Source organism: Brevundimonas aurifodinae, from assembly GCF_040195595.1.
In the GTDB taxonomy this organism is placed as follows: domain Bacteria; phylum Pseudomonadota; class Alphaproteobacteria; order Caulobacterales; family Caulobacteraceae; genus Brevundimonas; species Brevundimonas aurifodinae.
In genome coordinates this window covers 319,536-346,159 of record NZ_JBEGDD010000002.1, presented here as the reverse complement: position 1 = coordinate 346,159, position 26,624 = coordinate 319,536, and the positions used below count along the sequence as shown (strand labels likewise).

Below are 26,624 nucleotides of genomic sequence, written 5' to 3'. Positions count from 1 at the left end.
CATTTTGCCCCCCACCCAACGGCATCCCCCCGGCCGATTTTCGGCGCGGCCGGCCCCTAAAACCGCGACGATGATGTCATTTCTGCCCCCCCGGAGATCACCCGGCGATCATCCATACGCCGCTTACCCGTGTAGACCTTGGGAATGTGGGGCTCGATCACCGCCCACTGCGCGTCCGACAACCAGAAATGATCCGCCATGATCCAAGCCTCCTCAGAAGCGTGGTTCACAACCGACAGATCAACTCAAGATTGGGTACAGGCCCGAGATTCCAGGCCGCGATCTTGAGCGGCCCCCGCACCTGCGGCGGGGCGCCGGCGCCCACGCAGCTGGACAGGAGGAAGGCGGCGGCGAGAGCGGCGGCGACACTGCTCATGACGGTGGTGGTAGTCGAAGAGGGGGCGAGGCAAGCCGGCGAGGTCGCGTGCGGTCCCGGACGGCCGCGGCCGGTCTCCGACGGGTTTGAGGGTGTCCCAGGAACCGGCTGACACGATGTCAACTTCGTGTTACATAAACCGGTCTTACCGCAAAGAGATGGTTACATGCCGACGCCCCACCATGTCTCCCATGCGGTCCGCCGCAGCCTGAAGAAGCTCGGTGCCGACATCAAGGCGGCGCGGTTGCGTCGCGCCCTGCCCGCCAGCGTGGTGGCCGCCCGCGCCTTCACCAGCCGGCCGACCCTGCAGCGCATCGAGGCCGGCGATCCCGGCGTCGGCGTCGGCATCTACGCCGCCGTCCTGCAGGCGCTCGGCCTGCTCGACGGACTGGCCGACCTGGCCGATCCCAGCCGCGACGAAACCGGCCTCGATCTCGCCGCCGGCGCCCTGCCCCGGCGCGCCCGGCTGCCGCGCGTGACCGGCGCCGCGTCATGACCGACGTCGAGGTCCACATCGACCTGGAGGGCCGGACGCTTCGCGTCGGAGCCCTGCGGCGGCGGCCCGGCCGCGGGCAGGAGACGGTCACCTTCGAATATCATCCCGACTGGCTGGCTCACGAGGGCCGCTTCTCGCTGGAGCCGGCGCTGCAGCTGACCCGCGGCGCCTTCGCCCCGGCGAATGGCGCCCCCCTGTTCGGCTCGATCGGCGACTCGGCGCCTGACACCTGGGGCAGGCGGCTGATGCAGCGCGCCGAACGCAAGGCGGCCCAGCGCGAGCATCGGCCGGTGCGCACCTTGCAGGACGTCGATTATCTCCTCGGCGTCTCCGACGTCTCGCGCCTGGGGGCCCTGCGCTTTCGCCTCGACGGCGGCGAGGCCTTTCTCAGCGAACGCGGACAGGGTGTGCCCGGCGCCCTGGAGCTGGGCCGGCTGCTGCAGATCACCGAACGGATCGACCGCGACGAGGAAAGCGAGGAGGATCTGCAGATGATCTTCGCCCCGGGCTCGTCGCTCGGCGGCGCCCGGCCCAAGGCCTCGGTGATCGACCAGCATGGCCGCCTGTCGATCGCCAAATTCCCCAAGGAGACGGACGACTACAGCCTCGAGACCTGGGAGGCGGTGGCGCTCGACCTGGCGGGCCGGGCCGGCGTCCGCAGCGCCGCCCACGACCTGGTCGTCGCCGGCGGCAAGCCGGTGTTGCTGTCGCATCGTTTCGACCGCGAGGGCGGGCGGCGCATTCCCTTCCTCTCGGCCCTGTCCCTGATGGGCCTGCGCGACGGACAGCAGTCCAGCTACCCGGAGCTGATGGACGAACTGGCCCGCGTCGGCGCCGACGTCGACGCCGACGCCGCCGAACTCTACCGGCGCATGGTGTTCAACGTGCTGGTCTCCAACGTCGACGACCACCTGCGCAACCATGGCTTCCTGTGGGCCGGCAAGGCCGGCTGGCGGCTGTCGCCGGTCTATGACGTCAATCCCACGCCGACCGACGTGCGCCAGCGCATCCTCGCCACGGGCATCGATCCGGACCACTACGACTGCGACCTTGGCCTGGCGCTCGAGGTGGCCGGCTACTTCAACCTCTCCGCCTCCGAAGCCCGCGCCATCGTCCGCGCCGTGGCCGAGGTCACCGCCGCCTGGCGCGAGGCCGCCGCCGCCCGCGGGGCAAGGCCGGCGGAGATCCAGCGAATGCAGAGCGCCTTCGATCATGGGGACCTCGCCCGGGCGCTGGCGCTCTGAAACGGCACGGCGTGAGTTCAGGCGCGTAGGTCCTGCGCCCTTGGCAGGCGCCGTCGCCAGTCGTCGGCGTCCTCGCGCAGGATCAGGGTCCGGTCGCGCACCTTGCGGGTCTTCAGCCGGCCGGCCTTGACCTCGTCATGGAAGGGGGTTCGGCTGATGGCGCGAGGTTCGCAGAACCGCCTGACGGACAGGGCGTGGGGTCCATCCCGCGCCTGGCGGCGGACCGCGGCGTCTCCGCCCCCGGATCCGTCTCATCGCCGACCGGTCGCGGGCGATCCGCTAGGTCGGCGTGCGGATCAGGCCAGCCGCTCCAGGCCCACGCGATCACGGGTCTCGGGCGTCACCGCCAGAACGGCCTCGACGCGACGGCCTGCGCGCCCGCGGGCGATGTGGACGATCCGGTCGATCGCCTCGCCGATCATGCGCGGCGACGGACGGGCCGACACCTCCCCGATCAGGTCCTCAAGGCGGCGGGGCACGGCCTCGCCGGCATTGGCGTGGAGGGTCGACAGCCCGCCGGGATGGCCGGTGTTCCAGGCCTTCAGGGTCTCCAGCGCGGCGGCTCCGTCGCGCATCTCCCCGATCACGATGCGGTCGGGGCGCATGCGGAGCGCGTCGCGCACCAGGTCCGCCACCCCGATCGCCGCGGGGGACCGGCGCGTCAGGACCGGGACCGTGTCCCAGGCCGAACACTGCAGTTCCGGGGTGTCCTCGATCAGGAAGACCCGGTCCCCGGCGAAGCCCGGTTCGGCCAGCAGGGCGTTGGCCAGGGTGGTCTTGCCCGATCCCGTCCCGCCCGAGACCAGGATGTTGCGCCGTTCGACGACGGCGTCACGCAGGACCGACGCCTGGTCGGGGGTCATCACCCCGTCGCGGACATAGTCGTCGAGACCCCAGAGGATCGAAGCCCGCTTGCGGATGGAGAAGGTGGCGGCGAAGGCCACCGGCGGCATCAGACCCTGGAACCGCTCGCCCGTGCCGGGCAGGACGCCCGAAAGCCGCGGGTCCTCGCGAACGATCGTCTCGCCCACATGGTCGGCGATCAGCCGGATCACCCGCTCGCGCGCCTCGGGTCCCAGAACCGCGCCGGTGTCTTGGCGCCCCTGGCCCAGGCGATCGACCACCAGCCGGCCGCACGGATTGGCCAGGATCTCGACCACCTCGGGGTCGGCCAGCGCTGACAGAATCACGGGACCCAGGGCGTGGCGCAGGGCCTCGAGACGCCGTTCGACGGCGATCGGGTGGGGCCTCATCCGCCCAGGGTCCGGGGTCCCAGGGCGTCCTGGGCCCGGCTCACGGCCTCGCGCGACCGGCCCGCCACGATCCGCGCGGCCGTGGCGTCCAGCAACCGCTCGATACGGATCTCCACCGAGGCCTTGAGCGTCGGATCGTCGTCGGCGATGACGTCGGGCAGGCGCAGGAAGAAGGCCCGGGCCAGTTCGACCACCAGCTCCTGGACGATCTGCATGTCGCGGCCCATGGCCCGCATATGGTCGCGCAGACCGAGCTCGAGCTTCAGCAGCCGGTCATCGGGGTCGGCCCGGGGCGAGCTCTGCAGACCCCGGGCGATGGCGCGGCCGGCGGCCTGGCTGACCGGTATCCGGCCCGCGCGGGCCTCGCGGGCGAGGGCGGCGGCGATCCTGGCGTCGGTCAGATAGACCTGGACGCGCTGGGCCTTGAGGCTAGTCCTTGGCATGGGGAGCTCCTTGCAGCTGATCGAGGACGGCCTCTTGCGCGGCCATCTCCTCGGTGACCCTCCCGAAGATCTCTGCCACCTTGCGGGCGACCTTCTTCTCGTCCAGGACCGCCGCCACCTCCTTGAACAGGGGCAGGCTGGCCTCGGCGTCCTGTCCAAGGGCCCGCCGCCCGGCCCAGGGATGCGGCCCCGGTCCCGGCGTGTCCGGCCGGGCGGCCTGCTCGGGCGCCGGGACCGCCGCCCGGGTCCGGAACGGCTCGCGCCGGTCGTATTTCAGCTTGTCGGAGAGAAGCGGCCGGCGGCCCGCGGCGAAGACGATCTGGCGATGATCCGGCAGGGACCGCACCTCTCCCGGCTCGAGCAGGGGTCGGTCCACCTCGCTGCGCGAAACCGAGGCCCGACCCGCGCCGAGGCCCGCCGGACCGCTCCGGCTGACCCGCGCCTCCCCGACCGTGCCGGTGAGCTTGGAGACCTTGTCCTGGGTGAGAGGATCGAGGGCGGAGAAGGCAGTGAAGACGTGACAATTGTCGAGCAGGGTATTGTGCGGTCCATAGGTCTCGACGATGTCGTTGAGGGACTGGGCCACCAGCATGGGCTTGATGCCATAGCCGCTCATCAGCCTCAGGGACTTCTCGAAGAAGGCCAGCCTTCCGAGCAGCGGGAACTCGTCCATCACCATCAGCAGCCTGTGCCGCTTGGCCCGGCCGGCGACGTCGCGATCGGCGTGGGCGGTCAGGGCCTGGGCCGCCGCGTAGAAGAACAGCCGCATCAGGGGGCGCAACGCCACGGCGTCGGCCGGGGCGGCCTGGACATAGAGGGAGACAGGTCGGTCGGCGCACATGAGGTCGCCCAGGGCCAAGTCGGAGCCGGACAGCACCCGTTCCAGGTCCTCGCCCGCCAGCCATTTGAGATAGGACCGGGCCGTGCCCTGGACCGAGGTCCGGAACCGGTCGTGCATGGCCGCGTAACCGGTGACGGCCGCCTTGATGAAGGGATGGGTCTCGGGCCGGCCCTGGGCATCGGCCCGATGCAGCGCCTTGCGCATGATGTCGGCGGAGGCGTCGAGGTCGGCCAGCATGGCGCGGACCGCAAGGAGGGTCTTGTCGGCGTCCGGCGCGGTATGGAGGACGTGCAGGATCACGGCCTCGAGGATCTCGGACGCGGCCTTGTCCCAGATCGCCTCGTCGTCGCGGGCCCCGCCGGGGTCGGCGAGGATGGCGACCAGCCGCTGGACCTGGGCCAGTTCGCCGGGTCCGGGTCGGATCTCGGCCAAGGGGTTCCAGCGAGCCGAAGCCGGATCGCGAGGGTCGAGATACAGGGTATGGGAAAAGGTCGAGCGCCATCCGGCGGTTATGGTCCACAATTCGCGTTTGGGATCATGAACCAGGACGCTCCCGCCCCACGACAGCAGGGTCGGCACCACATGACCGCGCCCCTTGCCGCTGCGGGTCCCGCCCGTCACCAGGGTCGGCCGCAGGTCGGCGGTCGCCAGCAGCCTGCCGCGCAGGACCCCGATCACCGCCCCGCCCCGGGCGAACAGGCCCGCCGCCCGGGCCTCCGCCGGCCCGCCCCAGCCCCGGATGCGCCGGAGCCGCCCGTCGCCCTCGATCAGGACACCGGCGCCCAGCCCCAGGACCGCGCCCAGGAGCACCAGCGGCGCCGACCGCGTCATCCCCGGCGCGATCTCGGCCCCGAACCGGGTCCGCCAGTCCAGGAGCGCCCAGGGCGGATAGAGCGCGCCCCCGCGTGCGATCGACATCCGGGGGCCCAGGACGGGAGCATGGCCATAGGTCCAGCCGACCAGCTGGGTCGCGGCCTGGAGCCCGAGAACCAGGCCGAGGCCGAGGCCGATCAGCCGCGGACCCATCTCAGACCGCCGCCGGATCGTCGCGCGCGGTCTCGACCGCCATGATCAGAAGCGGCGCCGCCGCCATCCGGCGCCGGTGATAGGCGGCCAGGGCCGGTCCGAGCCCGCGCCCTGTCGGATCGCGGAACCGCGCGACGAGCGTGTTGGCCTCGGCCTCGTGGTCGGCGAACAGTCGCGTCTCCGCCTCGCCGAACAGGACCAGCTGACTGGCCACCCGGTCATAGGCCTCCATCAGGGCGGCGTTGCCGGTGCTGCGGACGAGCCAGGCCATCAGCTCGGCGGGCTTGGGTCCCGCCTCGACCCGGGGCGCGACGCCGTCACGGACCCGGACCCCGCCGCTCGCGTCCAGGCCCGCGCCCAGGCAGTGGAGCCGGAAGGCCAGGCGATCGCGCAGGGTCTGGGGATCGAGGCGCGGAGCCAGGAAGCCGCCGGTCGGGCCCCGCTCGACCAGGCCGAAGCCGCAGAGCCAGCCGAGGGCCTCGCGCACCGGGGTGGTCGACAGCTTCAGCCGGCGCGCTTCGTCGAGGATGACGATCGAACCGCCCGGAACATGGACGCCGCTCTCGAGCCGGGCGCGGAGACTGGCCAGGGCGAGGGTGAAGGGGTCGTGTCTGCGGTTCACCGCAGCCTCCTTTCAGGCGTCGGTCTTGAACGCGGCGCTCCGGTCTCGCCAAGCGGTTGTGGCGCTTGGCGCGCCCCGGCGACGACAATCGACGGTCGTCCCGCCTGAATCCGTCGGATTAACCGCCGCTCTTGGGCGAGCATTCACAAGTTGTGTCCGACAGCGGACTTCCCGCAATGTAAGAAAGTCGCCCGCCAGCCCGGGTCGCAGAGGAGAGGTTGCACCTGGATGACGGGCGAAAGGCCAGAACCGCGACAGGATCGCGCCCTGCTCTCGCGAGCGCTGAAACGGCTCAGGACCCGGAGTGGTCGTTCCAAGCCGGAGGTGGCGGCCGCCATGAATCTCTCGGTCCGGGCCTATGAACGGTTCGAGGCGGGCGACATCCGCTTCAACCTCGACTATGTGCACCGCTTCGCCCGCGCCACCGACTGCGATCCCAACGCCATCCTTCTGGCCATGGCCATGGGCTCGCCCGAGTTCGCGGTGCGCAGCGCCGACAACCGCTTCGCCACCATTCTGATGATCGCGCTCCGACGGTTCGACGAGACGGTCGGCGACGGCCTGTCGCGGATGGAAGTCCGCACCCTGGTCTCGGCGGTGACGGCCATGTTCGACGGCCTCGCGGCGCGTCCATCGACGCCGGATCCGACCCGGACCTGGCTCGAGCAGGGCCAGGCCGAACTTGAGGCGAAACGTCCGGGTCCGGGCCGGTAGCCGTTGAATATACGCCAGATATAGCTTCCCCTTCTCGCCCGCGCGGCGCTCTCTGGTCCGGCCACCACCGTGGCGATCAACCAAGGAGAGACCGCGATGACCACCCCCCTGATCCGCCTCGTCAGCCTCGGAAGCGCCCGGGCCCTGACCCGCGATCTGATCGGCGGCGCCTATACGGAGCTGAACGTGTTCGACAGCCGCGAACCCGCGGGCGTCTGAGCGCCGGACGGGCGGTCGCGCGCGGCCGCCCGTCAACGCCCTCCCTCTCACCGGCTCTCCTTCGGATCCGCCCGCGGCCCGAAGGACCGGCCCTCGAGGAGCCTGACATGGCCGATCTGACCTGCGCCCCCGGCATCCACATGGCCCGGGTCGGGCCCGACATCGTCCTGCTCGACACGGCCGCGGATCGCTATTCCGCCCTCCCCGATCTCGGCGAAGAGATCGATCCCGCCCCGGACGGCTCGGTCCAGGCCTCGTCCGCGATCGCCGAAGCGCTCATCGCCCTGGGCCTCGCCGTGCCAGGCCGCCCGACCCCGCCGCGACGCGCCGCCCGGCCACCCCGACGCGAGCTCGTCCCCGAACCCTCCCGGGAGCCCACCGCCATCGTCCGCGCCGCGGCCATCCTCGTCGCGTCCGGCCTGCGTTTTCGCCGCTCCACCCTTCCGACCCTCCTCGGCCCGGTGGCGCACGGGATCCCGACGGAGGCGGGCGAGCGGCTCGAACCCCTGGTGGCCGCCGCCCGGGCCGCCTGGCCCTGGATCCCGCTCGAGGGCGAATGCCTCCAGCGCAGCTTTCAGCTGCGAAGCCTGCTGGCTCGTCACGGCTGGCCTGTGGACTGGGTGTTCGGGGTGCGGACCTGGCCGTTCGCCGCCCACTGCTGGATCCAGCTGGAGGACCGGGTGCTCAACGACAGCCTGGACCGCGTGCTGCGCTACACCCCCATTCTCACCGTCTGACCGTGGGCGAGCTTCTCCTCGTCTCCCACCGTCCGGACGACCCCGAGGCGGCCGCGCGGTCCAGGGCCCTGCGCGGCCTGGCCGGCGAGCGGGGCCTCGGGATCGTCCCGCTCGAACCGGCGTCCTGGATGGCCACGGCGGGGCCCCGGCACCCCACCGTCACCCGGGCCGGAGCCTGGACCCTGATCGGCGATGTCCTCGATCGTCGGGCACCCGACCTGTCCGGTGTCGGCCCGCACGATCCGCTGGCGTTCGAAAAGAAGCTCGCGGCCCGGTTCTGGGGCCGCTTCATCGGCGTGCGACTGGGCGGCGCGCGCCCGCCGTTCGCGGTCCTGCGCGACCCCTCGGGCGGCCTGGAATGCGTCGTCTGGCGCCAGGACGGCCTGACCCTGATCGCCTCTTTCGCGCCGGCCTGGCTGGTCGAGCATCTGCGCCCGCCCTGGCGGATCGATCGCGACCGGCTCGCCCGGGCGCTGGTCGATCCCCTCGCGGCGACGGGTCCGCTGATCCTGGACGGGCCGACCGCGCTCGAGCCCGGGACCCTGCTCGGCCTCGACCCTGCCCTCCCTGCAGAGGTCCTGTGGACGCCCGCGACCTTCGCGATGCCGAGCCTGGACGCGCGGCCACCGGTCGAGACCGCCGCCGCCCGGCTGCGCGCGGCGGTCGATGAGGCGGTCGACGGCCTGGCGCGCCGGTCCGAACCCCTGGCCGCCGAGGTCTCGGGCGGCCTGGACTCCTCGGTGGTCGCCTCCAGCCTGGTCCGTGATGGCCAAGACCGCGTCGGGCTCTGGCTCAACGCCTTCGGCTCGGTGCCCGAGGCGGACGAGCGGCGCTGGGCCGAGGTTCTGGCCGCCCATCTGGGCATCGCCGTCGAGGCCGTGCCCCATGCCGACGCGCCCCTGACCGGCGACCTGCTCGAATCCGCCTCCCAGGGCCTCCGCCCGGGTCTCAATGGTCTGGATCACCCCCACGACCTGGACTGGGCGATGCGGATCACCCGGGCCGGGCTCTCGGCCGTCATGACCGGCAAGGGCGGCGATTCCCTGTTCCAGCAGGCCACGCCGGAGGTCTTCGCCGATCGATGGCGCGCCCGGGGCTGGCGGGCCCTGTTCGAGCCCGACACCGTCCGGCTCGCGGCGGCCAACGATCGCTCGGTCTGGTCGCTGCTTCGACAAGCGTGTGTCGCCACGCCCGACGCGGCTCTCTTCCCGCCGCGTCGCGGCCTGGCGGTCCCGCAGGCCGACCCCGTCCCGCCCCACCCCTGGCTCGTCGATCTCGCGCCTTTCGGCCCGGCCAAGCGGCTCCAGATCGCGGGGGTCGCGGACGGGGTCTCGCGCCACGGACCGTCGCTTCTGACCGGCGCTGTGGAGGTCCTGCATCCCTTCTGCGCCCAGCCGGTCGTCGAGGCCTGCCTCGCCCTGGACTGCGGCCTACTGACCCTGGGCGGTCGCGACCGGGGGCTGGTGCGACACGCCTTCTCAGGGCGGCTGCCGGACCCCATCGTCGCGCGGCGTTCGAAGGGCGACATGAGCCGCGTCTACGGCCGTCGGGTCGCCGACAACCTTTCGCTTCTGCGTCCCTGGATCCTCCACGGCCGGCTGGCGGAGATGGGGCTGATCGACCGCGCCTCCGCCGAGACCCTGCTGTCTCGCGAAAGCCTGATGTGGAGGGGTCGGGCCGGAGCCATCCTGGCCACGGCCGCCATCGAGGCCTGGGTCCGGGTTTGGCAACGCCGGCTGGGTGGCCGACGCTGATCGTGCCATGCCCAGCCGACGCTCGCTGTATCGATTCAGGCGTCGGCCGGTCCCAGCCGACGAAGGCGGCCGCGAAGGCCAGGGCCTCGATCCTGTCGCCGTCCAGATCGCGCAAGAAGGCTGAGGGGTCATGGGGATGCTCGTCGGGCCCGGGTTCGGGCGCGCCGTCCGCGGACCTGATCGACCGCAAACGGCGCCCGCGCCCCATCGCCCGGCGTAGCCGATCTCCGCCGGCCTGGCGTCCTCGCGAGACGGACCTGATCCAGCGTCCCACGCCCCGACGCGGGCGTCCGGGTCAGGGCGTCCTCGCCGGCTGGAGGTCTCCCCGGCTCGAGGTTTCGCGCCCCAGGTGACGTCCATTGCAAACCGCGCTTTCCGGCGCGACGCCTCATCCTTGGGTGGGGGCGTGATTTCATGATTGGCCAGAGCATGGCGTCAGGCTCAGGGGCCTGGCCGAACAGACCGGGCCGCCTCACGTCGCTTCTCGACGGGATGGAGCGCGTCGGGAGTTGGCTCAGCCTGATCCTCCTGATGCCGGTGCTGGTGACGATGCTCGCCTTGCTGATGCTTCACCGGGGGCGACCCTGGAACGCGATCCTGGGTCTGCGTCCTGACGCCTGATTCCGCGCCTGGGACCGTCCGTGGGGGCGGGGCTCGGCCGCGCCGGTGCCCAGAACACCGTCCCGCGAGCGCAAGCCGCCCCCCCGGTCTGCGGACGTGGGCCTGGTCCGCTCATACGGCTGGCTGGCCGTCTGACTTTGCGCGGATCAGCCTCTAGGAGCTGTACCCGAGTCATTGGCCGTTCTGAAGCCGACCGCGAGCGGCCCCGCCGTGGTGGCGACGGGGCCTACCGCGCTCCAGCGGTGAGGGGGGTCAGTCGTCTCGACGCGCCGACGCGCTGCCCGAGACGCCAACCGAACCGGAGGCTCCATTGCGACGGGTCGAAGCTGAGCCGTTCACGCCCGCATCGGCGTCCGCGCGGGCCCGGCGACGCGGCGCGGGCTGCTCTGACGAATCCGCTTCGCGCGGCTCCCGAGCGGCCAAGCCGGACGCCGAACCCGAGCCAGAGCCCGAACCCGTGACGTCGAGATCGCGGCCTGACAGGGCACTGCCCAGCATGCCCGCCCCTTCGGCCTGACCTTGGCCTTGACCCTGACGGGCGCCGCCGGCGCTGGAGGCTGCGCCGCCGATCATGCCCGAGGCCTGGCCCTCGGCGCTCCCGGCCAAGACGCCTGCGCGATCACGCGTCGCGCTGGCCACGCCCGAGGCACGGTTGCCCGCGCGTTCGGCCGCCGCTTCAGACCGGGCACGCAGCCGGTCGGCCCGACGCTCGGCGCGAGACAGGGCCCCGCTGGTGGTGCCCGTGGCGCGGTCGCGCAGGCTCGATCCGTCGATCCCGCCGGTCAGGCCGCCGGTCAGCGAGCCGTTACCGCCCAGAGAGCCGCCGAGGCTGCCGGCCTGACCGCCCAAGCTTCCGCCCAGGCCGCCCGTCAGGCCGCCGGAGCCGCCCAGAACCTGCGCCTCGGAGGCTCCCGCGCCGGCGAGAGCCAGGCCGAAAGCGGCGGTCGCCATGATCAGATGCTTCTTCATCGTCAGTCTCCTGATAAACATTACGGGCATGTCGCCCTCGCAGGGTCCAACGACGGGCCGGTCGGGATTCATCCCGGCGGCTGCATTTTTTCTGTCTCAGCGCCTCAAGCGCCCGCGCGCCCCGACGGCGGAGGGGGCGACCCGCGCCGTCGTCCCGACCAGGCCGGCACCGAAAACGGGATCGCGGCCCCGGGCACCGAGGTCCGTCGCCTGACCCGCCAGCGACGCCTGTCCTCGTGTAGACAGCAGTCCCGCCACGATGGGCGCGGCGAAAGAGGTTCCCCGCACTGTGGTCCAGCCGCCGCCGCTGCCCGCCGCGGCCATGTCGGCGCCGGGGGCCGCGAAGTCGACGTGCGCCCCTCGCGCCGCTTCGGGCAGGATCTGGTTGCGCCCGCCGACGCCCGTGACGCCCACGACGCCCGCGTAGGCGGCGGGATATAGCGGCGGCGCGGCGGGTCCGTCGTTGCCGACGGCGGCCACCACGGTCACCCCTTCAGCCTGCGCTCGCGCGACCGCTCGCTCGACCAGGCTGTTGCGCGGGCCAACGAGGCTGACGTTCACGACCGTGGCGCGCTGCTCGACCATCCAGGCCAGGGCCTGGGCCAGTGTCGTCGAGGCTCCGCCCGCCGTCTGACCACCGTAGATGTCGGCGACCAGAAGATCCGCCCCCGGCGCGCCGCCGGAGAAGGCCCCGCTGCGGCCGACCATCAGCGAGGCCACGGCCGATCCATGCGCGCCCGCCCGCGCCGTCCCGGCGAAGCCTCTCTGGGTGATCCGCGACCCCGCCAGCGCCGGATGAGAGGCGTCCACGCCGGTGTCGATCAGGCCCAGCCTGGCCCCGCCGCGCTGCGGCGTGCTGACTGCGGGAGCGAATGTCGGCGAACCCTCGACCGCGCCGGCCGGGGCATGGACATGGTTGAAGGTGACCTCCGCGCCGGGATCCAGCGCCTGCAGCCGCTCCACGGCCCGCGCCAACGACAGACGCCGGGGCGGGGCGAGTACCGTGGTCGTCAGGTCCAGCGCCTCGAGCCGCTCTTCGCGCAGGAAACGGTATCCGCTCTCCACCGCCTCCCGCCGCGCCTCGTCCGACAGGTCGATGGCGACGATCTCTCCGGCCACGACCGGCCAGCCCGAAGGATCGGCCTCCAGCCCGCCTTGCGACCGGCGGATCAGCCCGGTCAGGCGGGACGGGGCCTGCAACGCCTCGTCCACCACGCGCCCCGCCAGACCCTCCAGCCGCCCGACATCCGGCAGGCCGGTCACGCCCGGCAGTCTGGGTGTCGTCAGGGGGCCGATCTGAGCCGCCGTCGGCGTGGTGCCGATGAGCGCCGCCGCCAGAGCCGCCAGTCCCGCCATTCGTCCGTTCACGTCTCTGCTCCGATGCCCGCTTGCAAGAAAAGGCATCCATCCTCGATATGCCAAGGGATGAAACGTCCGGGGCCGGTCGTTTCATCCGAATGGACGAGGAACGCGCTTGGACGAGTTTCAGACGGGGCTTGTGGAGCTTCTTCCGCGCCTGCGCCGATTCGCGAAGGTCCTGCGGCCCGCGGATGCGGACGCGCAGGACCTGGTCCAGCAGACCGTGGAGCGAGCGCTCGCGTCCCGATCCGGCTTCCGCCCAGGCACGCGGCTCGACAGCTGGACCTTCACCCTCATGAGACGCATCGCCATCGACGAAGGCCGAAAGGCCCAGCGCTGGGGCCGCGTCCTGACCTCGGACGAGGAGGGCGCCGCTCGCGCGCCCGATCCCGCCCAAGCGGGGGAAGCGTTGCGCGCCGACGGCCTGGCGGTGCGCGATGCGCTCCAGGCCCTGCCTGACGACCAGAGGCATGCTGTGGCCCTCGTGCTGATCGAAGGCCTGTCCTACGCCGAGGCCGCCCAGGTTCTGGGCGTGCCGTCCGGCACCCTGACCAGTCGGCTCGTGCGGGGCCGGCAAAGCCTGATCGAGACCCTCGCCGCACAGGGAGTGACGGGATGAGCCTGCCCGACGACGAAACCCTGATGCGCTGGAGCGACGGCGAACTGTCCCCCGACGCCGCCGCGCGCCTGGAGGCGGCCGCCCGCGCGGACCCGGTGCTCGCCGCCCGCATGAAGGCGATGAGCCACTCGCGGCAGGCGCTGGCCGAGGCCTTCCCCATCGCCTTCGATCCTCGCGACGCCGATCTCGCCCGCCGGATCGCCGCCGCCGGCTCTGGCGCGCCCAAGCCGCACGCGCTCGCCAGCCTGCGCGCCAGGATCGGAGAGCTTCTGGCCCCGCGCCACGCCGTGCCCTGGGCGGCCTTTGCGGCGGCGGCCTTCGTCGGCGGCCTGCTGCTGGGTCCGCTGGCAAACCGCGACGGGGGTCTGACCCTTCGCCCCGACCGGACAGTGGCGGGCGCGGGGCTCCAGGGCGTGCTGGATCAACGCCTGGCGTCGGAAGGCGCGGACGAGCAGGGACTGTCGGTCGGCCTGACCTTCCAGGATGTCGACGGCCGCTGGTGCCGGACCTTCCAGTCCGAGCGCGACGGCTGGGGCGGTCTCGCCTGCCACGCCGACGGCACCTGGACGGTCACCGCGCTCGCGGCTCTGGAGGTGTCCGACGACGAGGTGCGGAGGGCCTCGTCGGAGACCCCAGCCGCCGTGCTCGCGGCGGTCGACGAAGCGATCGCGGGGACGACGGCCGATGCAGCGGCCGAAGCGAAGGCGAGAGACGCCGGCTGGCGCTAAACCCGGCCGAAGAGAACCGAGACGGCAAAAGGTCGTCTGCTGCATGACCGTGCTTCCATCAGCGTGCGTCTCGCACGGACTGGCGGCGTGGAGGATCCCGTGATGCAAGGGCCGTCCCCCTGCCGAGCGCACTTCGCGAAGGACAAACGCGATGCGGAGCCAGAGCGCGGGTCAGCTCCTTGGGTGCTTCTGAGCCTGAGGCCCTCCTTCAGTCCGGCGCCTTTTGGCCGTGGCAGTCCACGGCAAAGAGGAAGGTCTCGTGGAGATAGGCGCGGATCCGATGGCAGTCTGAATGCCGAGCGAGAAGAACCTGGATAAGGTCGACCAGGTCTGCGGCGCGTTCAACGCCGCCCCGAATTGGCATCGGAGCCCCGTTAGGTCGGGAAGCCGGTTCAGGCACCGCCGGTCTGGGCTTTTGATCGGCCTTGGCGGCAGCCCGCCTAGCGGCGGCTGTCATGGCCGGACCGCGGGTTCTTGGGGCGCCGAGGCGGCGCCCCGCGCTCCCTTGCGCGCCAGGACCCCGAGATCGTTCCGGACAAGCCCGAGCCCGGTCATGAGCGTTAACAGCGTGACGCCAATCGTCAGCCGGACCGTCGATGCGGACCGCTGTTAAATCGATATTCTTTTCTTGCCCCCTACGGACGGAAGCGTGTCGCATTTTGTGGGCTTCGACATGGAGGGGGAGCGCGATGCAGGACGCTTTTCTGTCGGAAGGTTATTTCTCGGCTGTGCTGCGGGCCAGCCAGGATGTTGTGCGGATCGTGAGCCTGGAGGGCCGCGTCGAGTACATGAACGATCGCGGCAAGGCCCTGCTCGAGATCACGGATTTCGAGCGCAACCGGGGCCAGTTGCTCGCAGACCTCTGGCCCGTCGAGTCTCACCGCAAACTCAATATGGCCCTGAAGCGGGCGCGTCGCGGTCAGTCACCCCGGTTCGTGGCCCCCTGCCCCACCGCTCGAGGGCGCGAGCGCTGGTGGTCCCACGTGATCTCGCCGGTCCTGGATGAACAGGGCGATATCGTCCGGCTTCTGGTGACCTCCCGCGACATCACCGGCCAGCGTCGCCGCGAGACCAAGCTCCGGCAGGCGCTGAGCGCCGCCGTGGCGGCCAAGACGGAAAGCGCCGCACATTTCGCCACGCTGCGCGGCGCCCTGGAGGCTCTGCCTGTGGGCGTCGCCCTTTACGATGCCGAGGACCGGCTCCTCCTTTGGAACGACCACTATGTGGCCGCAGGTGGCTCCGAGACCGCGCCCACACTGCTCAAGGTGGGACGCAGCTTCGAGGATCTGCTGCGCCGGTCTGTGGCGAGCGGGGCCCATCCGGATGCGGCGGGGAACGAAGACGACTGGATCAGGACACGACTGGCACAGCGCGCTCAGGCGTGCGGGGCCCACGAGCAGCGCTTGAGGGACGGCCGGTGGTTCCGTGTGGAGGATCGCCGTCTCCCGCACGGGGGATGGGTCGCGATCGCTGTCGACATTACCCAGCACAAGGCCCGGGAAGTCGACCTGTCGGCTCAGGCGCTCGAGCTGGAGCAGGCGCGCTCGTCAGCAGAGGCGGCAAGCCAGGCCAAGAGTGAGTTCCTCGCCAATATGAGCCACGAGATCCGGACGCCTCTGAACGGGGTGGTCGGCATGGCCGATCTGCTCTGCCGGTCCAACCTCCCCGGCCCGGAACGCGAGATTGCGGAGATCATCCGGGACTCAGGCGTGACGCTTGAGCGGCTCTTGTCCGACATCCTCGATATCGCCCGGATCGAGGCCCAGAAGCTCGAGCTCGAGCAGGAGCCTTTTCACCTTGGCGACGCCCTTCGCGCGACCCGAGATCTGCTGCGCCTGAAGGCCGAGGAGAAGGGCATCGGGCTGCGCCTTGACCTGGATCCCGACCTCGACCGCGCTTTCGTCGGCGATGTCGTGCGGGTGCGTCAGATACTGACGAATCTGATCTCCAACGCGGTCAAATTCACCTTGGTCGGCGAGGTGACCCTTTCGGTCTGCCCACGCAAGGGAGACGTCGTCCGGTTTACGGTCACCGACACCGGGATCGGCTTCGATCCGAGCGGTCGGGATGTCTTTGGTCGTTTTCAGCAGGCGGACGGATCGATCACGCGCCGCTTCGGGGGGAGCGGCCTTGGGCTGGCGATCTCGAGGGAGCTGGCCGAGAGACTGGGCGGCAGCCTGACCTGCATGAGCCAACCGGGGATCGGCTCGACCTTCTGGCTGGACCTCCCCCTTCAGCCCTGTGATCCCCAGGTGAAGCCGGAGACGACGGATGATCCGAACCCGATGGACCGTGCCTTGCGGATCCTCGTCGCAGACGATCATCCCACCAACCTCAAGGTCGCCGAACTGATTCTTCGACCCATCGGCGCCGAGGTTATTTCGGCGACCAATGGCGCGGAGGCGCTCCTGTCGTTCCGCACTCAAACGCTCGACCTGATCCTGATGGACATGCAGATGCCGGTGATGGACGGACTTGCGGCCGTCCGTTCGATCCGAGCCTTTGAAATGGCGTCGAACCGCCAGCCGGTTCCGATCCTGATGTTGACGGCAAACGCCCAGCCCGAACACGTGGAGGCCGGACAGATCGCAGGCGCCAACGGACACGTCGCCAAACCGATCACCTCGGAAACCCTGATCCGCGCCATCAGCGAAACCCTGGAGTCCTGCTCACGGGAGCCGGTGCACGCGTCCGGTAGGGTTCGCGTAACCGCGAGCGACTAGGCTGCGGCCATGCAGGGTGGATCGACACAGGGAGACCGACGGGCGTGGGTCCGTCCGCGGATTGCACAGCCCTGCACGGTATGGCTTGAAGCGACGGGCGAGGTGGTCAGCGGTGTCCTGCGCGAGCGGAACAAGGGCGGCGCCCGGGTCAAGCTGAGTACGCGCGCCCTGGTCTTGTCCGGTATGGTTCGCGTGACCACAGGAGCAGAACAGGAACCCTACCGGGTGGTGTGGCAGGAGGGAGCGGTGGTCGGGCTCAAAACCCTCCGCCCGTCGTGAATCGCGCGGACCTACAGCGGCACATTATGGGTGAGGGTCAAAAGAGCCCCGTGAGGGTCAAAAGAGCCCCAACGAGGGTAACGCCGTAGTCGTCCGATCTCAGCCAGCTACGCAGCTGGGCGTCGGCACGCGCCGCGTCCGCCCGCGCCATGGACCAGCTCGGAAACAGTCGCCCCGTGACGGCCCAGCGCCCCAAGATGTGAACGTCCGTATGGCGAGGGTCTTGGGCGATCGTCGCCAGCAGAGGGTCCAGTCGTTCGGAACTCCCCTCGAGAACCTGCACGAAACGGCCGTCGCACAGCGTGACCGCCCCCGTGATGCCGCATCGTTCGTTGTTGCGCTCGGACACCGCGACAATTCTGTCGAATTCCGTGGCGCAGTCCTCGCTCACGGCAGTACTGCGATAAATCAGGCGTTCGAGAGACATGGACGATCCGAAGCTCTATGACATGTTCGAGGATGCTCGCGCGAACCCGATCGTCTGGCCTTGCGCCACCCTCCGGCAAGCTAAGCCATTTCCTCCGTATGGACATCTGTTTTTCGTAGTTCGGTCACGCAGGCGCGGGCATCACCCGGATTGCGGACGCAGCCCGGCTGGCCCCCGTGATGGCTCCTCTTTCGTGCTGCCGGCGACGCGGGTTCATGGGCAGACCAAGGTCGGCTTGGACCGCAGACTCGCCCGCCCCTGGGGACGGTTAGGCGTTCATGCCTCGACCAGGGTTTCCTTCGCCGTCCCGCGAAGCAGCCCCGGGTGGACCGACCTGTCCCGTCCCGGGGTCGTCGCCCTCGGTTGGCTGACCATGTCGTGGCAGACAGGGGGCAGCGAAGACACGCCGTCGACCACGTCGGCCACCATGGCCTGACGGATCATGGAGGGAGGCTTCGCGGGTTGGAGTCGTTCTCAGGTGTCCGGCCGAGAGCGAAATCACCGACGGCACGGAAGTAGCCGGGGGCGTAGCCCGTCCAGCGGCGCGACCCGTCGCTCGCCGTGTCGAACACCCTCATGCCGTGATCCGCCCCCGCAAACTCGGCCAGCTGGATGGGCCGCTCCTCGGCGATCAGGGCGGCCAGCCTGCTCCGGGTCTGCTGGGGCGGGGCCTCTCGATCCTCGCTGGCGAGTATCCAGAGAACGGGGATGTTCAGCCCGCGAAGGACCGGCTCGCCCTGATGGCGCCAGCTCGTCCCTTGCGAGCGCAGAGGCCCAAAGAGGCGCAGAAGGAGCGGCGGGTAGCGCAGGATTTCTCCGGTGAACTCACCCTTGATCGCCCCATACCATGGAGCCTCACGATGCTCGCGACGGAGCACCTCCAGTTCACGGAAACCTTCGCGAAAGCCCGAGGCCATCACGGTTCCGGCGGCGTCTGCCAATGCGCCAGCCGCCGCCTGCTCCCCCGAACCGAACCCGGCTTCGGCAACGTCCAGGATCGTTTGCGACCGGTTCTCCTCCAGCGGGCTTTCAAGGAGGCCGTAGCTGACGATGAGGAAGTCTGCCGACGCGCCAGTGGCGGCCAGGGGCGCGACCCAGCCTCCCTGACTGGCCCCGTGCAGGCCGAGCCGTCCCAAACGGGGTCCGGCCAGCCGTCGCGCTTCGCGGGCCGCGGCGACGGCGTCTGCGGCGAGCACTTCGAAATCCTGGGTGTAGCGACCATCCGAGCCGCCCGTGCCCCGTTTGTCGTAGACGAACACGCCGATCCCCTGCAGCGGCAAAAGTTGCTGGAAGGGGTCGAAGACAAGGGCGGAGGTCCGCTCCGAGCCATGCACCTGCACAATGACAGGGACGGTGTCTGGCCCCGCAGGCAGTGTGAGTCGGCCCGCCAGCCTCACGCCGCCGGACCCGGCAAACACCGTATCGACCACGACCGTGGGGACGGCTGTGGCCGCCAGACCCTCGAACCTTTCCAATCCGCCCGGGCAGGAGAAGGCGACGGGGGCCCGGCCGTCATCGATCTCGCCTCCGTGGGACGCGTGCCAGACCCCGTCCGCGTTAAGGCGGAGACGGCCGGTCTCGCCCTCCAGGGTACGCCAGCGCAGCCCGGCCTCGACGGGTGACGCCGTTACGCCGCGCCCGTCACTCAGCCGCCAGGCACCGCTGCAGGCCTGCACCTCAGCCGCAGGAACGGACGGCCCAGCGCCTGTAGCGCAGGCGTTGAGCGTCGTCACAAGCAGCAGCGAAGCCAAAGCCGTCCTGAGCCTCATCTTCAACCTTTGCACCTGCACTCGAAAATCGGTCAAACCGGGAACGGCAGGCCGCCGGTCTAGGGGGTGACTGACGTTCGGCACAATATGGCGTCGGCAAACGCCAAGACGCGCGTCGGATCTGGCAACCTGATGGGAGGCGTTAACCTCTGAATGCGGCTCCCGCGATCCGGCAGGTCTCGAGTGCCGGCGCGTGCAGCGTTTTCCGAGGAGACCCGGACCGACCCGATCATGACTGCAACTCCGAACGCGCCCTGCTGGTGCAACCGATGCGAGGATCCTGGGACATCCGCCCGGTCAGGCTAGGCCCGCAGCCATGCGCACGAACGAGTAACAGATTTGAGCTAGGGTGCGAGTGACTCCATTTTTGAGAGGTGAATCCAATGCGGTTGGAACGTCTCGCCTATGTCAGCCGATCCACCGACCCGGAGGACCAGCTCCTCGCGTTTTCAGACATCCTCGCCCAATCCGTGAGGAACAATCGAGCAGTGGAAGTTACCGGGGCCCTGTCATTCACGCCCGGTCGATATGCGCAAATCCTAGAGGGCGAGGGTCACGCCCTAGACACCCTCCTTCGGAGGATCTCAGTCGATCCCCGTCATTGCGACATGCGGGTCCTGGACCGCGGTCCGATCGAAGAGCGGCTCTTTCCGGACTGGTCCATGATCGTACCCGAGTTTTCACCCGAGGGACGGACCCGCCTCGAGGACATGGTGGCGCACGACGAGGTGTCCACGGCCCAGCTTGTCGACCTGTTCCTAGAGATGCTCCAGCCGCGCAGGGGCAAGCGGGATCCCCTGGCCGGCTCCGGCCTCGCCTGACAACTGGGCGTTAAAGTTCACCCCGCCTGCGGCAAAGCGTTTGATCGCCCGGGGGAAAGGCCGGCAGTGGTGTCCGGACCACCATGAGCCCGGCAGGTCTGGGTGACTTTCCTTGGGCGGGGGAGCTCCTCACGGGTTTCAGGCTCTCGCCGAGAGGTCGTCCGACGTCGAGCAAGGCTAGCGAACGTCGGCGGGCCGCCGTCCAGAGGCGTCCGACCATGGCGGGTTCCGGCCTTCGCTGCGCGTGCACGACGAACGGACGGTCACCGTCGGACACAAGGAGAACCGTCGCGTCCCAGCCGCCCGGCCTCAGGCCGTCCTGGCCGACACGGCGTGGTCCGTAGCCAGACTGGCATGGGTGTACCCCATCGTTTTGAGGGCGGCCTCGTCGCCCTTCAGGGCGTCCAACGCGATCAGGGCGCGAAACGCGGTCCTGAGCCGATCCAAAGACTGCGCCGGAGGTTTGAAGGTCGGCGCACCGGCGCCCTGCTGCCGCGCCAGCGGCACCGTCAGGCCCGTCAGACCGACGGCGGTGAAGGGCGAGAGGCTGCCCCGTCCCTCGGGGAGGCGCGCGACGACGCCCCGGACCATGGTGCGCGAGAGCGAGACCGCTTCCGCGATCCGACTGGGCGGCGTGCCGCTGTCCATGTCGAGGATTTCGAACAAGGCCCCGGTCTTCAAGGCCGGCTGACCGCCGCCCTGCTGGATCAGCGCCGCACGGCCACGGCGGTTCAGAAGGGTTCGATAGGATACAGGAATGATCAAGGCGATATAGCCGGCGTCCTGATCGCCCATTGTGAACAAGGAGGCGTAGTCCAGCGTCGCCTCGTCGATGCGGATGAGATCGCCATCCGTCAGGGCGTCGAGAGCGGCGGGACCGAGCACGGCCTCGCCCTCCAGATCCACGACCTGGCGAGGGAGGTGAAGGGCGGTCATCACCCCGTGCTGCAGGCTCGTGACCGGGCGGGGCGAGAAATCGACCCTAAGATCACGGCCGGACAAAGATCTGAACAGAAGCGGGTTCTTTTCGCGCTCGGCGCTGGCGGTGGGGCTGATCTGGGCCTTCTGCTGCGGGACATCCTCCAGCCTTGGGATGCGCTCGATATCGACCGGGCTGGTCGTCAGCTCTGCACCGTCGATGCGATCGACCCGGCGGATGATGATGTGAGCGCGGTCGAGGCGGCCGATGAAGTGCAGCAGGATCTCTTCAAGGGTTCGCATGGCGACGGCCTGGGCAGCGGCGGCATAGTCAGCCACGACCGCGATCAGGTAGGTGGTGTCATCGACCCGAAAGACCATGTCATGGGCTTGAAGCCGTTCGCGCAGCCTCTTGTCGGTGAAGTCCCAGACCAGTTCGCGCTTGCGGGGCCAAAGGTCGCCGGCGCGGTCACGCACGGCGTCCAGCGAGATCAGGTTCACGCAACCGTTGGCCAGAAGCGGTGACCCGCACAAGGCGGTCAGAGCCTCTCGGTCGCTGGCACGCGTGAAAGTCTGGATCATCGCCTCTACCGATTTGGCTCGCCTCTCTCTCTTGCACTGAATCCTTCTCGCAGGGGCCGAAAATCACAGGCGGTGGTTACGACTTCGTTCTGAACAGCTTTGCTGCCGTACTGGAGCCAGCATCCCGCTGCCCGTCCAGCGTCTGTTTCGGCATCGTCGGCCGCGATCACCCGGTTGAACCCTTCCGTCGCTGGAGGTGCGCCTTGGGGAGGCCTCAAGCGAGGCGGGGAACGAGGCAGGGTGGAACAGTCCTCGGTTTGCCGCCGGGCCAGCGTTTCCGGTCGGCGGCGGGAGCATAGGTAAAGTCGGCTCGGGAGAAGGTACCGTCCGTCCGGCCAGACTTGTCGATGATCGGGATGTGGGGTGCGATCTCTTGGTCGTTGACCCGCCATTCCAGCATCTCGGCTGATCCATAGGCGGTGTCGGCGGCGAGGCGATCGGGGTGGAGATCATGCCGATCCCGGACCCGCTCTATCATGGTGCGAGCCGCCGTCAGTTCCGCGGGGCACAGGCGGTGGAGGCCTCAACGTCGATGATGACCGCGTGGTCCAGGTCGATCAGGTGGTTGGTGGCGTAGTCGAGGAAGGCCGGCCCCTTGTTCGCGCCGGTCCAGCGCGCGGCCGGGTCCACCGGCGAGATGAACTTGGGCGTGACCGGCGTGGCCGTGCCGAAGGCCGCATCGTCCCGCGCCGCCAGATACTCGTCGATCACACGGCTCGACGCCTCTGGCGGCAGGCCCGGATCGCCCGGCAACCCGCCGAAAACGCGACATTCAGCAGGCCGATTAAAGTCCGATCTTCAACGGAACGGCCAGATGCGCTTCCCACCGTCAGACGACGTTGGACGCGGCAGCTTTTCGGCGAAGCTGTGCAGGTCTGCTTTCGAGTGAGAACCCAGCCGCCGCTCGCGACCCAGGGCAGTCATTCGCCTTGTCCGGCCTTAAGGACCGGGCGGGTCATCCAGTCTCTGACGCTCTGGTCGGTTAAAAGCGGCCGGTAGCTCCGCCTCCGGGAGCGACCCGTGACGTGCCACGCCCATTTTGAATGTGTTCACGGGCATACCGACGAACCATCCTTCCAACCGCCCCGTATGGGGTTGAAACCGTTCTAACCCGCCTTCACCAGCACGCCGTCGATCGGCTGGACGACGCCGTTGGTGGCCAGAATCTCGTCCCGGCTCAGCCGGGCGGCGGCACCATCCTCGGCGGTCACAATCACCGCCTCTCCGTCACGGCTGAAGGTCAAAAGGCCGTCGGCCATGGTGCGAATCTGCACGCTGCCTCCGCCGCCCCGGTCGATCGCGGCCAGGATGTCGGCGCGGGTCAGGGCCCCCGGGACGATATGAGCCCGCAACAAGGCGGCGCTCTGGGCCTTCATCGCCTCGTCCGACAGGTCTGTCCCCGCCGCGCCCAGCGCGGCATTCGCCGGCGCGAAGACGGTATAGGGGCCCTTGCCATCCAACACGTCGGACAGGCCCGCGTTCTCGATCACGCCCTCCAGCGTATCAAGGTCGCCCTCGTCACCGATGGCGACCGACAGGGTTTTCGAGGACGGAACCGGCGTCGCACCGTCTCCGCCCTTGTCGGCCTCGCCGCCACACGCCGCGAGGCACAGGATAATAACGGGCGCGAGTGCCCAGGTCTTTGCGTTGCGCATGTGTCGATCCTCAGGTCAGCAGCTGGATGACGGCCTGCACCAGCTGGGTGGTGGGGTCGACCTGATAGACGTAGCCGTCGTTGTAGCGGTACTGGCTCTGCGCGCTGTCAGGGTACTGGTTCCGATAGGCAGAGGGCACGTTATAGACGTCATACCCTGCCGGCAGACGCTGACCGACGTTGAACTGCTGTCCGGTCAGCAGCGCCGCGACTTGACCGATCGACGAGGTCTGCGGATCGACGCGATACAGCACCCCGTCGGCATAGCGATACTGCGTGCCGTCGTTCAGGCCATAGTATTGCGACAGGTATCGGGGCGGCTGCTGATACTGGTACTGCGCCGGCCAGGCGTTGCCCGGCGACAGGATGCCGCCCAGGACGGGTAGATAGCCGAGCAGGCCGCCCTGAGGTGTGGTCCGATAGACGTACCCGTCGCGGTACCGATACTCGCCGTCACCGCCGAGCGTCCGCCACAGATAGTTGTAACGGTTGTACGGATCCTGCGCCCGCTCGATCTGCCGGACCTGACCCGGAGGCAGGCATCCGTTGTCGCGCTTGGCCAGCCCCGGCGGGCAGCCGTTCAACAGCCCGCGACCGGCGTCGCGGCGCAGCACCACCACGCCGTCGTCAAGCCCAACCCGCTGTTCGACCTCGCGGCGGACGTCGCGCTCGATCCGGTCCTGACCCCGCGCCACATCGCGGGCGACATCGGGGATGCGCAGGTCGGCCTGACGCTCTGCCCGGTCGTTCCCGCGCCCGTTGTCGCCGCGACGGTTGTCGTTGCCGCCGCTCCGGTTGACGTTTCCACCCCCGTTTCCGTTGCCGCGGTCCTGCTGAGCGCTTTCGCCCCCGCCGCTGCCCCGGCCGTTGCCATTGCCGTTTCCGTTCTGCGCCATGGCGGCACCCGAGATGGCCAGCGTCAGCGCCAGCGCGCTCGTCAGGGTGATTGATCGTTTCATCGTCAGACTCCTCGTCCAGACGTTGGCAACGTTCGCCAACCTCCGCTGTTCCGCCATGTCTTGGAAAGGCTTGGCGGAGGACCTAAAGCGCAGTGCCGCTTCCCGCCCCAATCTGACCTGGAGTGGGCTGCCAGTAGCGGTCGTTGGAGCTCGGTCTGACATCGGACGCCTACGTTGTCCTGCATTGGCGAGCGCAAGGCGATAGCCTGCCTCACGGCCTAACCAGCTTCCGTCCCTAGGGCGGGCTTTGGCGTGCTGGCGAAGGGGCTCAGACCCAGCCAGGTTTGCATGCTGCCGCAAAGGTCGCGGTCGCCTTCTACTGACAGCCGGCCGTCGGCCAGGGCGGTTTTGACAGTCTCGTGCCCCATCCAGATCGCGGTCATGGTTCGGACGTCGGCGCGAACCTCGACGTCCAGGTCGTGGCCGGGATCCACCGAGCACAGATCGACACCGACGCCCGGCTCCACGATCAACCACCACAGAGCCTGAGCGGCGACGGCGTCGTCATAGCGGAAGCGGATCACGCTCCGGCGCGGCGGCAGTGGGTCGGGATCGAGATTGCGCCGCATGTCCCACATCAACAGCTGCACATCGAGCCGCGACAGCGACAACTCGGCATCGATCCAGCGCTGACCCCAGAAGCCGAACGCTTGGATAAGGGGGATCAGCTCGCGCCCCGCCTCGGTCAGTCGATACTCCGACCCGGCCTGTCCGTTGCCCGAGCCGGACTTGGCCACGACCCCTGCCGCCTCCAGCTCCTTCAGCCGCTGCGACAGCAGCGCCGGCGACATGCGCGGCACCCCGCGACGCAGGGCGTTGAACCGGGTCGATCCCGCCATCAGCTCGCGCAACAGCACAATGGTCCAGCGGGTGCACAGCACCTCGGCCGCCATCGCCACCGGACAGAACTGCTCATAACCACCCTTGCTCACGTCCCCGTCTCCCGCCGTTCGATCGCCAGGATAGGGGAGCTCGCGCCGCGAGTCCGGTCGATTCAGTTCCTGAACTAGCGGACCCCATCCCGCAGGCCGATGGTCGAGGGCGAGAGGGTCGCAATGCGTGAACTGGAAGCGGATTATGTGGTGATCGGGGCGGGCGTCATGGGCCTGGCCTTTGTCGACGCCCTGCTGACCGAGACCGCCGCCAGTGTCGTCCTGCTGGACCGACGAACGGCCGTCGGTGGTCACTGGCGGGAGGCCTATCCCTTCGTTCGGCTGCATAGCCCGTCCAGTCTGTACGGCGTGAACTCGACGCCGCTCGGCGATGACGCACCGTCCGCCGACCCGCTGAATGCCGGACTGATGGGCATGGCCGGGCGCGATGAGGTGGTGCGTTACCTCGACGCGGTCATGCGCGACCGACTGCTGTCCAGCGGCCGCGTCACCTGGCTGCCCGGCCATGACTGGCGCGGCGACGGCCTGGCCGTCGCGATGGAGGACGGGGCTCCCATCCGCCTGACAGCCCGTCGCCGCATCATCGACGCGACCCTGACCGGCACACGGACTCCGATCTCTGATGGACCCGGCTTCGATGTCGAGCCCGGCGTGCGCTGCATCGCCCCTCACGATCTGCCGGATGCCGAGCACTCCGCCGCCCATGTCGTAGTGGGCGCGGGCAAGACCGCGATCGACACCGTCCTGTGGCTCCTTCAGGCCGGCCGCGGCCCAGAAACGATCCGCTGGATCCGCCCGCGCGATCCGTGGCTTTTGAACCGCGCCCTCTTCCAGCCGAGCCGCGATTTTCTCGCCGAGGTCCTGACCGCGTGGGCCGGCGAGATGGAGGCCGCCGCCGCCGCCGTCGACGTAGACGACCTGTTCGTCCGGTGGGAAGCGGTCGGCACGATGCGGCGTCTGGACCCTGCGGTCGCGCCGGGGCTGTTCCACTGCGCCTTCGTCAGCGACGCCGAGCTGGAGCGCCTGCGCTCGGTCGGGGACGTCGTGCGCCGGGGCCGTGTCCAGCGCATCGCCCGCGACCGCATCGTGCTGGACCAGGGCGAGGTTCCGACCGGCCCCGACACACTTCACATCCACTGCACGGCCTCGGGCATTCCACGCGCGCCGACGCGGCCGGTGTTCCAGCCCGGCCGGATCAATCTGCACTACGTCCGCCGCTGCGCGCCGCCGTTCAGCGCGGCTTTGATCGCCCGGGTCGAGGCGACCGGCTCGGACGACGACGACCGCAACGCCCTGTGCCGGCCGGTGGCCATGGTCGATACGCCTCGCGACTGGGTCGCGGCCCATCTGCAGGACGCCCGCGCGCGCCAGGCCTGGACGCGCAGCCCCGAGCTGGACGCCTGGGTCCGCGACAGCCGGCTGGACCGGTTCGCCGCCCTGCTGAAGCAGGCCGCCGCCGCCCCGACCGAGGCCGAGGCCGCCGCCGTCGCGCGATGGCGCGCGGCCCTGGCGCCGGGTCTCGAGGGCCTGTCCCGCCTTCTCGCCGCCTCAGACCTCGCCCCACCCCCAGGAGCCTGA

Annotated in this window: 25 protein-coding genes and 2 pseudogenes; 12 read left to right on the top strand and 15 right to left on the bottom strand. The window is 69.8% G+C overall.

The annotated features are described in order from the left end of the window. Positions 1-89 precede the first annotated feature (89 nt). Positions 90-200 (bottom strand): annotated as a pseudogene (locus tag ABN401_RS04145) (IS5/IS1182 family transposase); the annotation flags it as partial. A gap of 342 nt (positions 201-542) precedes the next feature. Between ABN401_RS04145 and ABN401_RS04140 the strand changes: the two are divergent. Together ABN401_RS04140 and ABN401_RS04135 are read left to right on the top strand one after the other, a co-directional pair. After that, a complete protein-coding gene (locus ABN401_RS04140) occupies positions 543-872 on the top strand; it encodes a helix-turn-helix domain-containing protein (protein WP_349683566.1) in 330 nt (109 codons plus the stop codon). Then, entirely contained in the window at positions 869-2,116 is a 1,248-nt protein-coding gene (locus ABN401_RS04135) for a type II toxin-antitoxin system HipA family toxin (protein ID WP_349683565.1), read from the top strand. The genes ABN401_RS04140 and ABN401_RS04135 overlap by 4 nt, the downstream gene beginning before the upstream one ends. A 296-nt stretch (positions 2,117-2,412) precedes the next feature. Here the strand turns inward: ABN401_RS04135 and trbB are convergent, their stop codons facing one another. From trbB to ABN401_RS04115, 4 genes are read right to left on the bottom strand one after another with little or no spacing between them, the layout of a single operon-like run. Further along, entirely contained in the window at positions 2,413-3,369 is a 957-nt protein-coding gene (gene trbB, locus ABN401_RS04130; protein ID WP_349683564.1) for a P-type conjugative transfer ATPase TrbB, read from the bottom strand. Continuing rightward, the gene (locus ABN401_RS04125; protein WP_349683563.1) at positions 3,366-3,812 is read right to left on the bottom strand and encodes a hypothetical protein; all 447 of its coding nucleotides are present in this window, start codon (positions 3,810-3,812) and stop codon (positions 3,366-3,368) included. The genes trbB and ABN401_RS04125 overlap by 4 nt, the downstream gene beginning before the upstream one ends. Further along, positions 3,799-5,679 (bottom strand): type IV secretory system conjugative DNA transfer family protein, encoded by a 1,881-nt coding sequence (locus tag ABN401_RS04120; RefSeq protein WP_349683562.1) that lies wholly within the window; start codon positions 5,677-5,679, stop codon positions 3,799-3,801. The genes ABN401_RS04125 and ABN401_RS04120 overlap by 14 nt, the downstream gene beginning before the upstream one ends. A gap of 1 nt (position 5,680) precedes the next feature. Further along, positions 5,681-6,301, bottom strand: coding sequence for a GntR family transcriptional regulator (locus ABN401_RS04115; RefSeq protein WP_349683561.1), 621 nt, complete (start codon positions 6,299-6,301; stop codon positions 5,681-5,683). A gap of 228 nt (positions 6,302-6,529) precedes the next feature. Here ABN401_RS04115 and ABN401_RS04110 point away from each other — a divergent pair, with 228 nt between their 5' ends. The 5 genes from ABN401_RS04110 (at position 6,530) to ABN401_RS04090 (ending at position 10,346) form a co-directional block, all read left to right on the top strand. Next, complete coding sequence (locus ABN401_RS04110) at positions 6,530-7,015, top strand: helix-turn-helix domain-containing protein (protein ID WP_349683560.1); 486 nt, start codon at positions 6,530-6,532, stop codon at positions 7,013-7,015. Between the two features lie 96 nt (positions 7,016-7,111). Then, positions 7,112-7,234 (top strand): hypothetical protein, encoded by a 123-nt coding sequence (locus ABN401_RS04105; RefSeq protein WP_349683559.1) that lies wholly within the window; start codon positions 7,112-7,114, stop codon positions 7,232-7,234. Positions 7,235-7,341: 107 nt separating this feature from the next. Continuing rightward, a complete protein-coding gene (locus tag ABN401_RS04100) occupies positions 7,342-7,971 on the top strand; it encodes a lasso peptide biosynthesis B2 protein (protein ID WP_349683558.1) in 630 nt (209 codons plus the stop codon). 2 nt (positions 7,972-7,973) lie between these two features. After that, entirely contained in the window at positions 7,974-9,725 is a 1,752-nt protein-coding gene (locus ABN401_RS04095; RefSeq protein WP_349683557.1) for an asparagine synthase-related protein, read from the top strand. A 429-nt stretch (positions 9,726-10,154) separates the two neighbouring features. Next, the gene (locus tag ABN401_RS04090; protein WP_349683556.1) at positions 10,155-10,346 is read left to right on the top strand and encodes a hypothetical protein; all 192 of its coding nucleotides are present in this window, start codon (positions 10,155-10,157) and stop codon (positions 10,344-10,346) included. Positions 10,347-10,598: 252 nt separating this feature from the next. Here the strand turns inward: ABN401_RS04090 and ABN401_RS04085 are convergent, their stop codons facing one another. After that, on the bottom strand, positions 10,599-11,315 hold the full coding sequence (locus ABN401_RS04085; protein WP_349683555.1) for a hypothetical protein: 717 nt from the start codon (positions 11,313-11,315) through the stop codon (positions 10,599-10,601). Positions 11,316-11,411: 96 nt separating this feature from the next. Beyond that, a complete protein-coding gene (locus tag ABN401_RS04080; protein WP_349683554.1) occupies positions 11,412-12,683 on the bottom strand; it encodes a S8 family serine peptidase in 1,272 nt (423 codons plus the stop codon). A gap of 106 nt (positions 12,684-12,789) precedes the next feature. On the opposite strand from ABN401_RS04080, the gene ABN401_RS04075 reads away from it, so the two are divergent. From ABN401_RS04075 to ABN401_RS04065, 3 genes are all read left to right on the top strand, one after another. Next, positions 12,790-13,293, top strand: coding sequence for an RNA polymerase sigma factor (locus ABN401_RS04075; protein WP_349683553.1), 504 nt, complete (start codon positions 12,790-12,792; stop codon positions 13,291-13,293). Continuing rightward, on the top strand, positions 13,290-14,021 hold the full coding sequence (locus ABN401_RS04070) for a hypothetical protein (RefSeq protein WP_349683552.1): 732 nt from the start codon (positions 13,290-13,292) through the stop codon (positions 14,019-14,021). The genes ABN401_RS04075 and ABN401_RS04070 overlap by 4 nt, the downstream gene beginning before the upstream one ends. Before the next feature lie 689 nt (positions 14,022-14,710). After that, on the top strand, positions 14,711-16,744 hold the full coding sequence (locus tag ABN401_RS04065) for an ATP-binding protein (protein WP_349683551.1): 2,034 nt from the start codon (positions 14,711-14,713) through the stop codon (positions 16,742-16,744). Positions 16,745-17,060: 316 nt separating this feature from the next. Here the strand turns inward: ABN401_RS04065 and ABN401_RS04060 are convergent, their stop codons facing one another. The 3 genes from ABN401_RS04060 to ABN401_RS04050 form a co-directional block, all read right to left on the bottom strand. Next, on the bottom strand, positions 17,061-17,450 hold the full coding sequence (locus ABN401_RS04060; RefSeq protein ID WP_349683550.1) for a BLUF domain-containing protein: 390 nt from the start codon (positions 17,448-17,450) through the stop codon (positions 17,061-17,063). 276 nt (positions 17,451-17,726) lie between these two features. Next, positions 17,727-17,894, bottom strand: a complete 168-nt coding sequence (locus tag ABN401_RS04055; RefSeq protein WP_349683549.1) for a hypothetical protein — start codon at positions 17,892-17,894, stop codon at positions 17,727-17,729. Next, the gene (locus ABN401_RS04050; RefSeq protein ID WP_349683548.1) at positions 17,891-19,126 is read right to left on the bottom strand and encodes an alpha/beta hydrolase family protein; all 1,236 of its coding nucleotides are present in this window, start codon (positions 19,124-19,126) and stop codon (positions 17,891-17,893) included. The genes ABN401_RS04055 and ABN401_RS04050 overlap by 4 nt, the downstream gene beginning before the upstream one ends. A 476-nt stretch (positions 19,127-19,602) precedes the next feature. Here ABN401_RS04050 and ABN401_RS04045 point away from each other — a divergent pair, with 476 nt between their 5' ends. Then, a complete protein-coding gene (locus ABN401_RS04045) occupies positions 19,603-20,040 on the top strand; it encodes a BLUF domain-containing protein (protein ID WP_349683547.1) in 438 nt (145 codons plus the stop codon). A gap of 309 nt (positions 20,041-20,349) precedes the next feature. On the opposite strand, the gene ABN401_RS04040 is transcribed toward ABN401_RS04045, so the two are convergent. The 5 genes and pseudogenes from ABN401_RS04040 to ABN401_RS04020 all read right to left on the bottom strand — a co-directional run bounded on the left by ABN401_RS04040 (position 20,350) and on the right by ABN401_RS04020 (position 25,085). Next, complete coding sequence (locus ABN401_RS04040; RefSeq protein WP_349683546.1) at positions 20,350-21,540, bottom strand: hypothetical protein; 1,191 nt, start codon at positions 21,538-21,540, stop codon at positions 20,350-20,352. 253 nt (positions 21,541-21,793) lie between these two features. Continuing rightward, positions 21,794-22,254 (bottom strand): annotated as a pseudogene (locus ABN401_RS04035) (transposase); the annotation flags it as partial. 392 nt (positions 22,255-22,646) lie between these two features. Then, positions 22,647-23,195 carry a fasciclin domain-containing protein gene (locus tag ABN401_RS04030; RefSeq protein ID WP_349683545.1) on the bottom strand — a complete coding sequence of 183 codons (549 nt, stop codon included), beginning with the start codon at positions 23,193-23,195 and terminating at the stop codon, positions 22,647-22,649. 10 nt (positions 23,196-23,205) lie between these two features. Continuing rightward, positions 23,206-24,153 carry a hypothetical protein gene (locus tag ABN401_RS04025; protein ID WP_349683544.1) on the bottom strand — a complete coding sequence of 316 codons (948 nt, stop codon included), beginning with the start codon at positions 24,151-24,153 and terminating at the stop codon, positions 23,206-23,208. A 218-nt stretch (positions 24,154-24,371) separates the two neighbouring features. Then, a complete protein-coding gene (locus ABN401_RS04020; RefSeq protein ID WP_349683543.1) occupies positions 24,372-25,085 on the bottom strand; it encodes a winged helix-turn-helix transcriptional regulator in 714 nt (237 codons plus the stop codon). Positions 25,086-25,208: 123 nt separating this feature from the next. Here ABN401_RS04020 and ABN401_RS04015 point away from each other — a divergent pair, with 123 nt between their 5' ends. Continuing rightward, positions 25,209-26,624 (top strand): NAD(P)/FAD-dependent oxidoreductase, encoded by a 1,416-nt coding sequence (locus ABN401_RS04015; protein WP_349683542.1) that lies wholly within the window; start codon positions 25,209-25,211, stop codon positions 26,622-26,624.

Coding starts and splice junctions, on each gene's coding strand:
- ABN401_RS04140 (WP_349683566.1), top strand. CDS start 543: ATGCCGACGCCCCACCATGTCTCCCATGCGGTCCGCCGCAGCCTGAAG.
- ABN401_RS04135 (WP_349683565.1), top strand. CDS start 869: ATGACCGACGTCGAGGTCCACATCGACCTGGAGGGCCGGACGCTTCGC.
- trbB (WP_349683564.1), bottom strand. CDS start 3,369: ATGAGGCCCCACCCGATCGCCGTCGAACGGCGTCTCGAGGCCCTGCGC.
- ABN401_RS04125 (WP_349683563.1), bottom strand. CDS start 3,812: ATGCCAAGGACTAGCCTCAAGGCCCAGCGCGTCCAGGTCTATCTGACC.
- ABN401_RS04120 (WP_349683562.1), bottom strand. CDS start 5,679: ATGGGTCCGCGGCTGATCGGCCTCGGCCTCGGCCTGGTTCTCGGGCTC.
- ABN401_RS04110 (WP_349683560.1), top strand. CDS start 6,530: ATGACGGGCGAAAGGCCAGAACCGCGACAGGATCGCGCCCTGCTCTCG.
- ABN401_RS04105 (WP_349683559.1), top strand. CDS start 7,112: ATGACCACCCCCCTGATCCGCCTCGTCAGCCTCGGAAGCGCCCGGGCC.
- ABN401_RS04100 (WP_349683558.1), top strand. CDS start 7,342: ATGGCCGATCTGACCTGCGCCCCCGGCATCCACATGGCCCGGGTCGGG.
- ABN401_RS04090 (WP_349683556.1), top strand. CDS start 10,155: ATGGCGTCAGGCTCAGGGGCCTGGCCGAACAGACCGGGCCGCCTCACG.
- ABN401_RS04085 (WP_349683555.1), bottom strand. CDS start 11,315: ATGAAGAAGCATCTGATCATGGCGACCGCCGCTTTCGGCCTGGCTCTC.
- ABN401_RS04070 (WP_349683552.1), top strand. CDS start 13,290: ATGAGCCTGCCCGACGACGAAACCCTGATGCGCTGGAGCGACGGCGAA.
- ABN401_RS04065 (WP_349683551.1), top strand. CDS start 14,711: ATGCAGGACGCTTTTCTGTCGGAAGGTTATTTCTCGGCTGTGCTGCGG.
- ABN401_RS04060 (WP_349683550.1), bottom strand. CDS start 17,450: ATGTCTCTCGAACGCCTGATTTATCGCAGTACTGCCGTGAGCGAGGAC.
- ABN401_RS04055 (WP_349683549.1), bottom strand. CDS start 17,894: ATGATCCGTCAGGCCATGGTGGCCGACGTGGTCGACGGCGTGTCTTCG.
- ABN401_RS04045 (WP_349683547.1), top strand. CDS start 19,603: ATGCGGTTGGAACGTCTCGCCTATGTCAGCCGATCCACCGACCCGGAG.
- ABN401_RS04040 (WP_349683546.1), bottom strand. CDS start 21,540: ATGATCCAGACTTTCACGCGTGCCAGCGACCGAGAGGCTCTGACCGCC.
- ABN401_RS04030 (WP_349683545.1), bottom strand. CDS start 23,195: ATGCGCAACGCAAAGACCTGGGCACTCGCGCCCGTTATTATCCTGTGC.
- ABN401_RS04025 (WP_349683544.1), bottom strand. CDS start 24,153: ATGAAACGATCAATCACCCTGACGAGCGCGCTGGCGCTGACGCTGGCC.
- ABN401_RS04015 (WP_349683542.1), top strand. CDS start 25,209: ATGCGTGAACTGGAAGCGGATTATGTGGTGATCGGGGCGGGCGTCATG.